Genomic DNA, 10,894 nt, shown 5'->3' with positions numbered 1-10,894 from the left:
CCCCAGCCAGGGTCAAACCAAGATCTTCAGTTATGAACACTCAGGTACTGTGCTTGGCTCGTCGTTCCGGAAGAACTGGACCGGATCCGACGTCAGAGCTAATCCAAGCCCAACGACGGATCATCGGAGCGAATCCGCCAAGTAACCCTTGGGACGCAGTGTAAAGGTCCGCCCGGCCGCCTCACAAGGCCTCCCCGAACAAACCCACACGCTGAGGTACTCCCAGGCCCGGCATCCGAGTCGAAACCGGCCATGACTCCACCCAACCATCGTCCTTTGCCACTCGCGGGGGAGCGAACCATCCGCGGGGCATTTCGTGCAGATCTTCCGGTTTTCTCGCTGCTGCCGCGACCCGGGGATCACCCGCCAGAACATATGAAAGTATGTTCATATATTGTTTTGCGGTTGAACCGCAGCACCCATTCTCTGAGGAGCCACGTAACCTGATGATTTCCCATACCGACTCGAGCCTGCCCGCGGCACCGGCGGAGGCCGCCAGGATGCCGATTGGAGCCCGTCGCCTCGTGCTCATCGGAGGGCTCTGCATTCCCGTAGGTCTGGTTGCCGGCCCGTACCTTTTCGGACTGCAGCTGGTGGCAGTTGCGGGGGCCGTCGCGGTGGCTGTGGCCTTGTCCTATCGGCGGGGGCCGGTATGGTTTTCCCGCTGGTCCTGGCTGGCAGCGGCAGCCGGTGCGCTCTGGCTGATCGCCACGGTCGGGTACTGGCTGAGCATCATGGCTGCCGTGGACGGTACCTCGGCGCCGTCCAGCCTACCGACGGTGTTGTTCTATGTAGGTTTGGCAGCCCTGGGAGTCATGGCTGTGGGTACCATCGCGGGCTGGATCTCACGCTTCCTGGCCGATCGGCACGCCCACGCCCCGGCCGCAGGGCAGTAGCACATCCGCCCCTGGGCCCGGGGATCAGTTCCCCGGAGCCCAGAGACGGGTGTCCTCAGATTTCGTGCGGTTCGCTAAGCTCCCGCGCCCTTATCCCTGCGCCTGCGGATGATGAAGAAGGCAGCGGCGACAACCGCAAGGATGGCCGCGGCAATGCCTACGGCTACGGGAGCGTTGCTGTCGTCGGGTTTGATCTGCTCCGGTGCCGTTTGGGCCGCCGGCGCAGGGGTGCTGGTGGCCGTTTCCGCGGCCGTGGTCGGCGCCGTCGATGGTGTGGCGGCAACGGCCTGGGCAGGATCCTGGACGGTGAAGGAGTAGTTGCCTTCGATGGGGTGCCCATCGGAGGAAACCGTGCGCCAGAGGACCTTGTAGACGCCATTGGCTCCTGCAGTGATGGCTGTGGAAATGGTCGGGCCCTCCACGGTGACCTTGCCGTCACTGAGGGTCTTGCCCGTCTCATCGGTGACGGTGATGACGCTCAGGTTCAGCTGCTCTGTGTCCAGAGGAGGCTCCGAGAGCGTCAGGGACACGCTGCCGGGGGCTGCGGTGACCGTGGTGTCCTTCGCCGGCACGGTGGATTCCAAGGCGTCGTGGGCCAGCGCCGGCGTGGCGGCGAAAGCCGGGATGAGGAAGGCAGCGGCGATAGCCAGCCGGAGGCGGAGGCGTCGGGGATTATGGGGTTTCATGATGGATTCTGCAATTCTGCTGGAGCTAAAAAAGGGGACCGGGCAGTGGCCGGGACGTCCTGAAACACATGCTCAGTACGTGCCGGCGAACGCGCACAGCGGAGGTCCCCGCACGGGCGGTCGGAGCAGAACCTTCCACCGCAGAGAGAGGGTCTCGGCCGCAATGAGCGGAACATAACGGCACCCCGGGATTGCAGACGGTTCAAGCGTTTCCACCAAGGGCCGCAGCCAGCCCGCCAAGGCCCACAGTGCGGATTCCCCCCGCGCCATCAGAACAGCGGTAACGAGAACCGCGGCCACGTGCATGCCGAGCATTCCGAGGCTGGCATCTGCGCTCAGGTGGTCATGCGGCGCCCCCGCGGCGACGCTTCCCGTGCCGCCGGGCAATCCACCGTGGTGGGCGACGGCGGGTGTGGGCGTCCCGGGTCCGGACAACGCCGAGAAGGCCAGGTGCAGCGTCGCCTGACCAATGCCAAGATATGCGGCCAGGGCGGGGGCCGTCATTTTCCGGCCCGCCAACATTACTGCCGACAGCGCAACGACAGCTGCCAGAGCGGTCATCACCGGAAAGGCCGGGAGTTCACCGCCGGCCAGGACATGCGCTGCGACCGCCAATGTCAGGACCGTCACCGCAACCGCAGTGGCTCTGGGGATGCGGAATGGTGCACGCGCAGAAGTCATCGCGCACCACTCCTTTCGGGGAAACTATTTGTTCTACGTTATGTAGAATGCCGATGTTGGGGCAATAATGCCCGGTACACCTGTGCTGCTGGCCTCTATTTTGCGGCGTCTGCGAGCAGCTGCCGGAATTGTTCTTCGGTTTGCAAGGTCAACATTTCGCCGTTGAGGAAGAACGTCGGAGTTCCCTTGACCCCGAGAGCGGTGCCGTCGGCGATGTCTTTCTTGATCCGTTCCTTGGTCTTGTCATCGGCCACGGCGGCGTCATAGGCTGCCAGGTCCAGTCCGAGATCCTGGGCGAAGGTGCGGAACAGCGGCGCCTGGGACTCGGTCTTCTCGCCCCACTGCGGCTGGGTTTCGAACATCTTGGCATACATTTGCTCGTATTTGCCCTGCTGGGCGGCGGCTTCCACAGCGAGGGCTGCGGTGGCTGAGTTACGGTGCGCCGGCAAGGGGAAGTAGCGGTTGACGAAGGTGATCCGGTCACCGAATTCCTTCTTCAGTTCCTCCACCAACGGCTGTGCGGCAAGGCACGCTTCGCATTCGAAGTCCAGGAATTCCACCAGCTGGGCTTTTTCCGTGGTTGGAGAGGTGACGCGGTGGCTGTCGTCGCGGACCAGTTGGGCTTCTGCGGCGGCAGCCGGCGTCTGGGCGGCCGGGGCGGGCTTGTTCAGCGTGAACACTGTGTACCAGATCACCCCGACGGCGACGAGGACGGCCAGCAGGACCCAGATGAAGACCCTGGCTTTCTTGGCGGTGTCCATGGGAGGGGGAGGGGTTTTGGTTTGTGTCATCAGTGGTGGATGCTTTCCTGGTCGCGGTGGGAGGCGGGTTCGATCTGGAAGGTGGAGTGTTCGACGCTGATGTCGAAGTGCTGGGCCACGCAGTCCTGCAGGTCCGCCAGAATGCTGGCGGCATGCCCGTCGGTCATGCAGTTGTCCTCGACGGTGACGTGGGCGGACAGGACCGGGGTTCCGGAGGCCACGAGGGAGGCATGAAGGTCGTGTACGTCGATGACGTGGGGCAGGGCCAGGATGTGCTCCCGCACCTTGGCCAGGTCCAGGCCTTTGGGCGTGGATTCCATGAGCACGTTCACGGTGTCGCGGAGAAGTTTGAGGGTGCGCGGGATGATCAGCACGCCGATCAGCAAGGACACCAGGGCGTCAGCCTGAAGCCATCCGGTCAGAGCAATGATGATGGCGGCGGCGATGACGGCGACGGACCCGAGGGCGTCGTTGAGGACCTCCAGGAAGGCTGCCTTCATGTTGAAGTTGTGGTTCCGCCCGGAGGCCAGGATTATCAGGCCGATGGCATTGCCGGCCAGACCGATGATGCCGAACCAGAGCATGGTGGATTCGCCGATTTCCGGGGGCTCGAAGAGCCGTCGGATGCCTTCGACGATGACGAAACCGCCGACAGCCAGCAGCAGCGCGGCCTGCCCGGCGGCGGCAATGATTTCGGCGCGCTTGTAACCCCAGGTGCGCTTCAGTGTGGCCGGTTTCAACGCCAGGGACGCGGCAATGAGGGCGATCAGCAGCCCGGCCGAGTCGGTGAACATGTGGCCGGCGTCGGCCAGCAGCGCCAGGCTGCCGGTCAGCGCGGAGCCGATGATCTCGGCAATCATCACCGTGAAGGTGATGGCAAAAACGGCGATGAGTTTGCCGCGCCGGGAGGTTGCCTCGGCGGCGTGGTCGTGCTCGTGACCGCTCATGAGTGGACCTCCAGAACGTCGGCGGAAACGGGGCCGGTGGTGGTGTCCTGGTCGCATTCGGGTTCGGCGCAGCCGCAGATGGTGTCCACGGTCAGGATGGTGCCCAGCAGGTCATCCAGCGCGTGGGCCAGTTTCGCGTCGGCGAGTTCGTAGCGGACCCGGCGCCCTGCCGGCTCCGCGGCGACCAGGCCGCAGTCCCGCAGGCAGGCCAGATGGTTGGAGAGGATCTGGCGGCTGACCCCGATGCTCTCAGCCAGATCCGAGGGGAACGCCGGACCGTCCTTGAGCTGCAGCAGGACCGCGGCCCTGGTCGGGTCCGCGAGGGCTTTCCCGAACCGGGCCAACACGTCAATCGTGGAAAGTATGCGCATACCCGTTATGTTACAGAATTTCTTGGATTCAGGAAGTTCTGTACTGATTCTTTTCCACGCTTTGCCCTGACTAGCCGTTGCTGTCATGGCCCCGGTTCCTGGTGTCGCGTTCCTCCAGTTGGGCGAGCATGGCATTGTAGGCGTCCAGGTCCGCATCGTTGGTGCGGATAGCCGCCCTGTCACTGCGCCGCATTTCGCGGGCGTCCGAACGTGACCACATGACGGCCACGCCAATGGCAATCAGCAAGGTCGGGACTTCGCCGATGCCCCAGGTAATCGCACCGGCCATCTGCTGGTCCTCCAAGGGCGGGGCGCCCCATTCACGGCCCAATTCGGTGAACCACTCGGGTTGGATCAGGGTGGTTGACCCCATCAGCGTGACGCCGAAGAAGGCGTGGAAGGCCATCGTGGCCAGCAGCAGCAGCAGCCGGAGCGGGTAGGGTGCGCGGCGCGGGACGGGGTCGGTGCCGATCATCGACAGGACGAACAGGTAGCCGGTAATCACGAAGTGGACCGTCATGAGTTCGTGCCCGACGTGCTCCCTAAGTGCGAAGCCGAAGGCGTCGGAGTAGTAGAACAGGACGATGGATCCGGCGAAATTGGCGGCGACGAACAAGGGGTGGGTCACGATGGCCGCCACCCGGGAATGGATCAGGGCCATGAGCCACTCGCGTGGTCCGCGGGACCCGTCGCGGCGGGGTGTCAGTGTCCGCAGTGCCAGGGTGACCGGGGCTCCGAGGACGAGGAAGACCGGAACGACCATGGTCAGGGCCATGTGGTCGAGCATGTGGGCGCTGAACAGGATCCGCCCATACACGGACGGCCCGCCCGAGGTGAAGAACACCAGCGCTGCCAGGCCCACGAGCCAGGCTACGCTGCGGATCCACGGCCAGCTGTCCCCGCGGCGGCGCAGACGCTGCGCCGCGCGCAGATAGAGGTACGCGGCGAACACGGCGAAGGCGATCCAGAGCCAGTCCGGCCGCCAGATGGTGAACCAGCGTTCGGGTGTCAGTTCCGGTGGCAGGAGGTATCCGGTGAGAATCTCCGCGGGCGTCAGGGCCGGCCGGATGTCTTCCCCGGCCGGTGGCGGGGTCCGGCTCAGGGCGGCGGCGAGCCCGCTGACGGCGCCCATGATCAGCAGTTCCACCACAATGAAGCGCCACAGCAACCGGTTGGCTTGGCCGGTCCGGTTCTTCACGCTGAGGGCGGGAATAAGCCTTTTCCGGTGCAGGTATCCGATGGCCCCCAAGGCGATGGCCGCCGTCGTCTTCGCGATGAGCAGAACCCCGTAGGGGGAGGCAATGCCGGCCGGCAGCTCGATGCGGATGGCGGCATTGATGATTCCCGAAGCCACGACGAGGACAAAGGCGAAGCCGGCCAGGGTGGAAAACCGTTTGAGGACTTCTGCGGTGTCTTTGCCGAAGGCCGTCCCGCCCACGGCCAGTGCGATCAGGCCGCCCAGCCATAGGCACACCCCGACCAGGTGCAGACCCAAGGAGTTGATGGCCTGCTCGTGATCGTTGCCGCCGGCGGCGTGGCCGATCAGCACCACCGGCACCAGACCGCCCACCGCGAGCAGGGCTGCGGCGGCCAGCCCGGCGCTGGAGCGCACGCCAAAGGTCAGGGTGGCAACGACCGCGGCGATGATGACGACCCACAGCCAGGCCGCGCCGTTGGGAAGCTCAGTGATGTAGGAGACGATCTGGGCCGCGAACTCGCGGCTGCCCGAAACCGGCACCCCGGCAATATCGGCGAAGCTGAACACCAGCACCGCCCCGGCCGAAAGAGTCCAGACCAGGCTCGCCACCGAGGCCAGCACCATGATCCGGCTGAACGCCGGATGCTCATCAGCGGCCGCGATCTCCGCCGCGGATAGGTCCGCCGTGCGGGACCCGGATCCGCGGCCCTTGCGGCCCCGCAGTACCGGCGGCACGATGAAGGCCGCGAAGAACAGGGCGCCGATGGTGGCCGCAGCTGCTACGTTCTGCACTGTCTGGGCCACGCCGTAGCCCCACCGGACCAAAGCGCCGGGATCCCGGGTTTCCGCCGGCAAGGTCCCCCTGCCGTAGGCCGTCGCCACCAGGACCACGATCACGGCGATCACGCCGGCCGCGGCCAGCCACCGCAATTTCGGCGAGGTGGTTGGGCTGCCGCTGGCAGCGGGGGCTTTCAAAGCCACAATGGTTCCTTAACGCTGGTCCCGTACCTGCCCCTCCATGGCCTGGGAGTCAGGCGGCGCCGATGCAGTCCGGCGCCATTCAAGATTATCTGTAGAGTTGTTCAGACGTTAATCGGTGGCCGACGGACACCTTCCGATCCAGGCAGTACGGCCTGGTCAGGCACGGACCGCACGTCAGAAGGCAAATGCGACGCATTAGCAGGTAGAGGTAGTCTTAATGAATGACCGGAACAGCACAGGCAACGCCGACGCCCAGCCAGCCGGGCAGCGACTGCGCCGTTCGGCTGGTCGATGCCGAAAAGGTCGAGGCCGTCCGGTCCCGAATGCCAGCGGACACGGACGTGACGGATCTCGCGGTGATTTTCGGGCTGCTCTCGGACCCGGGACGGGTCAGGATCCTCATCGCGCTGCTCGAAGGGGAGATGTGTGTGTGCGATTTGGCCGCCACCACAGGGTTGAGCGAATCCGGTGTTTCCCATGCGCTGCGCCTGCTGCGCGGCCCGCGGGTGGTGCAGGTCCGTCGGGCCGGCCGGATGGCCTACTATTCATTGGCCGACTCGCACGTGCGCATGCTGCTCGATCTAGGTCTCACGCACGTCGGACACGCCGGTCTGGACCGCCTGAAAATGGTCAGCAACAACTAACTTACGCCCCTGACCAGGCCGCCGTGGCCGGACGGGGTCACTGATATGGGTGAGCCTGGAGTAGAGGGCCCGGTATGGCTCCCCTCGTTGCCGCCTTCGCTGGGGGAGTATCTCGCACCGAACCTGCAGCCTGTTCCCCTGATCCCTGCCCTGACACTGCTGGCCGCGGTCCTCTACCTCGCCGGCGCGATCAGTCTCTGGCGGCAGGGCCGGCACTGGTCCCCGATACGCACCGCCTCGTTCCTGTTCGGCTGCCTGGCCATCATCGTCGTCATGGGAGCCGGAATTGAAGGGTACGGGCTGCGGATGTTCTCCATTTTCATGTTCCAGCAGCTGACCCTGATGATGGCTGTCCCGCCCCTGCTGGTCATAGGATCCCCCGGTACCTTGCTGCTGAGGGCGACCCCGCACAACCTGCTGGGCCGGCCGGTCCTAAAGCTTGCCCTCTGGGGCCTTCGGTCGCGTGCGGGCCGGTGGGCCATTCACCCGGCCTTCATGGTGCCGCTGTTCCTGCTCAGCTTCTACGGGGTCTATTTTTCCGGGCTCGCGGACCTGCTGCTGCCGAACTGGTATGGCCATGTGGGGCTGGAATTGTTGTTCCTGGCCGCGGGCATCCTCTTCACGGTGCCGCTGATTTCCGCTGACCCGCTGCCGAGCAGGCAGACACACTTCGGCCGGTTGTTGGACATCTTTGCCGAGATGCCGCTGCATGCCTTTTTCGGTGTCGTGATCATGATGGCCACCGCGCCCATGGTCAAGTTTTTCGCCGCGCCGCCGGAGAGCTGGAACGTGGACCCCATGCAGGACCAAGGACTGGCCGGCGGGCTGGCCTGGTCCTACGGGGAGCTGCCGGGAGTGCTGTTGTTGATGTTCATCCTGGTTCGCTGGCAACGGGACGAGGCCCGGGGCTGGGTCAAATCCGAACGCAAGGCTGCGGTAGCGGGGGACCCTGACCTGGACGCCTACAACGAATACCTGCAACAACTGGCCAACCGCCCGGTGCGCCGACGATGACATTACCTGACACTTCAACACCGGCCGCCGATCAGGCGCAGCACCCCGTATTGCCGGCATTGGGGCCCTGTGGGATGCTGCGCTGGGCCTGGCGGCAGCTGACCAGCATGCGAACGGCCCTGTTCCTGCTGCTCCTGCTCGCAGTGGCCGCCGTGCCGGGCTCGCTGTTCCCGCAACGATCAGCCAATCCCGCCCTCGTTACCCGGTACATCAAGGACAACCCGGCCTACGGGCCGGTCCTGGACGTGCTGCAGATGTTCGATGTCTACTCCTCCGTGTGGTTCTCAGCCATCTACATCCTGCTCTTCATCTCCCTGATCGGCTGTGTCGTTCCCAGGGCCCGCACCCACTACAAAGCCTTGCGCTCCCAGCCGCCACGTACCCCAAAACGGCTCTCCCGGCTGCCCGAGTATGGCACCTTGATCCTGCCCGCTGGGGACGGGATCACCGCGGCCGCCGCGATAGCGGACGCCGCGGACGTGCTGAGGAAGCGCGGCTACCGGGTCGAGGTCAGGGACCGGGATGGGCTGCGTCCCTCTCTGGGTGCCGAGCGTGGGTTTTTGAAGGAGGCCGGCAACCTGGTGTTCCACACCTCGCTGATCGGGGTGCTGGTGTGTGTGGCCATCGGCGGGATGTTCGGCTATCGGGGACAGAAGATCCTCATCGAAGGCGGCACTTTCGTCAATACCCTGGTCAGCTACGATGCCTTCACCCCGGGAATCAACTTCAACACCGCCTGGCTGGATCCTTTCGCCGTCACTTTGGAGAGCTTCGAGGTCCGTTTCGACAGGGAATCACGCCAGCAGTTCGGCCAGCCGATCGACTTCACCGCCGAGCTGAGCACCAAGGACGGAGCGGAGTCCCCGGCACGGGAACAGACCCTGAAAGTCAACGAACCAGTCTATTTCGGTGAAACCGGGGTGTTCTTGGTCGGCAACGGCTACGCCCCGGTCGTCACCGTCAAGGACGGCACCGGGAAAACCGCCTTCAGCGGTCCCGTGGTGTCCATCCCCAACGACGGGGTCTACACCTCTTCGGTGGTCCTCAAGGTCCCGGACGCCGCACCATCCCAGCTGGGCTTTGTCGGGTTCTTCCTGCCCTCGGCCATCAAGAACGACCAGGGCGTGTCCTACAGCTTCGACCCCGATCCCCTGAACCCGCAGCTGAGCCTGAACTCGTACTACGGGGACCTCGGGCTGGACACCGGAGCGCCGCAAAACGTGTACGTCCTGGACGTGGCCAAGCTGACCCAACTCAACGGCAGGGACCTTCCCGCCGGCGGCATCACGCTTCAACCCGGTGCAACGTACACGCTGCCCGAAGGCAAGGGAAGCATCAGCTTCGACGGGCTTAAACGCTACATCGGGGTGGATGTACGCAGTACCCCCGCCCAGGGCTGGGTGCTGGTATTTTCGCTGCTGGCCGTGGCAGGGCTCATGGTCTCCCTGTATGTGAACCGGCGCCGGGTATGGGTCCGCGCCGGCACCCACGTGGACGGCAGGACGATGGTCGAATACGGCCTTCTGGCCCGCGGAGAAGACCACCGCCTAGCCGCCGAGGCGACGGCGATCCGCGCACTGTTGGCACGGCAATGGCAGCTCCAGGAGGAACAGGATGGCGTATAGGTTCCTTCTGTCCTGGCGTTGGGCGGGTTGGCTGCTGCTGGCCGCATTATTCGCCGCGGCATGCATTGGGCTGGGGAACTGGCAGATGGAGCGCCGGAATCAGACCGTGACCGAAATCCGCAGGGTCCAGCAGAACTACGACAGAACCCCGGTGCCGTTCCAGGATGCCCGCGCCTCCTTTGACGTCGCCGACCCCGACGCGAAGTGGAGAACGGTTGTAGTGTCAGGGCGGTACCTTGCCGAGGACCAGAGAATCATCAGGAACCGACCCAACAATTCCGTTGCCGGATACGAGGTAGTGGTGCCGCTCCGGCTTGCTTCCGGTGAAACGATCGCAGTCAACCGGGGCTGGCTGCCGATCGGCAACACCCGGCCCGGGTACCCCGATGCCGTGCCCGCACCACCAGCGGGAGAAGTCTCGGCGGTCGTACGGATCAAACCCTCCGAGCCCGATCTGGGTCGTGACGCACCCGAGGGCCAGTTGGCCAGCATCGACCTGTCCTATTACGCGAGCCAGCTGGGGTACCCGTTGCTGGCAGGCAGCTACGGGGTCATGGCCTCGGAGTCCCCGCAGCCTGCCACAGTCCCGCAACCACTCGCCCCGCCGGCCGTCAAGGAAGGCTCGAACCTGTCCTACGCCCTGCAGTGGATCACCTTCGGCGTCTTGGCCTTCGTGGGTTTCGGGTACATGGCACGGCAGCAGGCCCGCATGCACCGTGAGGAACGGGACATGCCCGACGAATCCGCGGAGACCGCAAGCACCGCCCAGCAACCCCGTGCTCCCGCCCCGCGCAAACGCTCCCGCGTCGAGGAAGAAGACGCCCTGCTGGACTCGATGGGACTCTGACCAGGCACGGCAGGCCCGACGGGAGAGGGTGCCCCGGAACGGCTAGGGCATCCCCGGCCAGGCGGAGATCACCCGGTGTGCCGGGAACGATCCCATGGCCGGGATCGTTGACCCCTTAGCTGCAAATCTGAAGATACGGTCAAGCGTCTCAGAACAGCACCGAGCCGGGCGTCCCTGACCGAGGCCGACAACCCCTAAGTCACGAAATTGTAACGATGATGCTTTGCAGCTACTATTAATTCA

General features: G+C 64.9%; 11 protein-coding genes. 5 read left to right on the top strand and 6 right to left on the bottom strand.

Annotated elements, in window-relative coordinates; translation table 11 throughout:
- Positions 1-446 precede the first annotated feature (446 nt).
- Positions 447-896, top strand: a complete 450-nt coding sequence (locus LN996_RS08050) for a hypothetical protein (RefSeq protein WP_231339889.1) — start codon at positions 447-449, stop codon at positions 894-896.
- Positions 897-970: 74 nt separating this feature from the next.
- Here the strand turns inward: LN996_RS08050 and LN996_RS08045 are convergent, their stop codons facing one another.
- The 6 genes from LN996_RS08045 to LN996_RS08020 form a co-directional block, all read right to left on the bottom strand.
- The gene (locus LN996_RS08045) at positions 971-1,582 is read right to left on the bottom strand and encodes a copper resistance CopC family protein (protein ID WP_231339888.1); all 612 of its coding nucleotides are present in this window, start codon (positions 1,580-1,582) and stop codon (positions 971-973) included.
- Between the two features lie 72 nt (positions 1,583-1,654).
- Complete coding sequence (locus tag LN996_RS08040; protein WP_231339887.1) at positions 1,655-2,263, bottom strand: hypothetical protein; 609 nt, start codon at positions 2,261-2,263, stop codon at positions 1,655-1,657.
- 95 nt (positions 2,264-2,358) lie between these two features.
- Positions 2,359-3,054: a thioredoxin domain-containing protein gene (locus LN996_RS08035; RefSeq protein ID WP_231339886.1), complete on the bottom strand. Its 696-nt coding sequence runs from the start codon at positions 3,052-3,054 to the stop codon at positions 2,359-2,361.
- Positions 3,054-3,971 carry a cation diffusion facilitator family transporter gene (locus LN996_RS08030; protein ID WP_231339885.1) on the bottom strand — a complete coding sequence of 306 codons (918 nt, stop codon included), beginning with the start codon at positions 3,969-3,971 and terminating at the stop codon, positions 3,054-3,056. Before LN996_RS08030 ends, LN996_RS08035 begins: the two co-directional genes overlap by 1 nt.
- On the bottom strand, positions 3,968-4,342 hold the full coding sequence (locus tag LN996_RS08025; protein ID WP_231339884.1) for a helix-turn-helix transcriptional regulator: 375 nt from the start codon (positions 4,340-4,342) through the stop codon (positions 3,968-3,970). The genes LN996_RS08030 and LN996_RS08025 overlap by 4 nt, the downstream gene beginning before the upstream one ends.
- A 70-nt stretch (positions 4,343-4,412) precedes the next feature.
- The gene (locus tag LN996_RS08020; protein WP_231339883.1) at positions 4,413-6,521 is read right to left on the bottom strand and encodes a cytochrome c oxidase assembly protein; all 2,109 of its coding nucleotides are present in this window, start codon (positions 6,519-6,521) and stop codon (positions 4,413-4,415) included.
- Positions 6,522-6,742: 221 nt separating this feature from the next.
- Here LN996_RS08020 and LN996_RS08015 point away from each other — a divergent pair, with 221 nt between their 5' ends.
- Genes LN996_RS08015 through LN996_RS08000 form a run of 4 tightly spaced genes read left to right on the top strand, consistent with a single transcriptional unit; the run spans position 6,743 to position 10,651 of the window.
- The gene (locus LN996_RS08015; RefSeq protein WP_269215627.1) at positions 6,743-7,165 is read left to right on the top strand and encodes a helix-turn-helix transcriptional regulator; all 423 of its coding nucleotides are present in this window, start codon (positions 6,743-6,745) and stop codon (positions 7,163-7,165) included.
- Between the two features lie 45 nt (positions 7,166-7,210).
- Positions 7,211-8,179: a cytochrome c oxidase assembly protein gene (locus LN996_RS08010; protein WP_231339882.1), complete on the top strand. Its 969-nt coding sequence runs from the start codon at positions 7,211-7,213 to the stop codon at positions 8,177-8,179.
- Entirely contained in the window at positions 8,176-9,804 is a 1,629-nt protein-coding gene (locus LN996_RS08005; protein ID WP_231339881.1) for a cytochrome c biogenesis protein ResB, read from the top strand. Before LN996_RS08010 ends, LN996_RS08005 begins: the two co-directional genes overlap by 4 nt.
- Entirely contained in the window at positions 9,794-10,651 is an 858-nt protein-coding gene (locus LN996_RS08000) for an SURF1 family protein (protein ID WP_231339880.1), read from the top strand. The genes LN996_RS08005 and LN996_RS08000 overlap by 11 nt, the downstream gene beginning before the upstream one ends.
- Positions 10,652-10,894: the final 243 nt, after the last annotated feature.

Source organism: Arthrobacter sp. AK01, assembly GCF_021109375.1.
Classification (GTDB): domain Bacteria; phylum Actinomycetota; class Actinomycetes; order Actinomycetales; family Micrococcaceae; genus Arthrobacter.
This window is presented reverse-complemented; position numbering and strand designations above follow the sequence as displayed.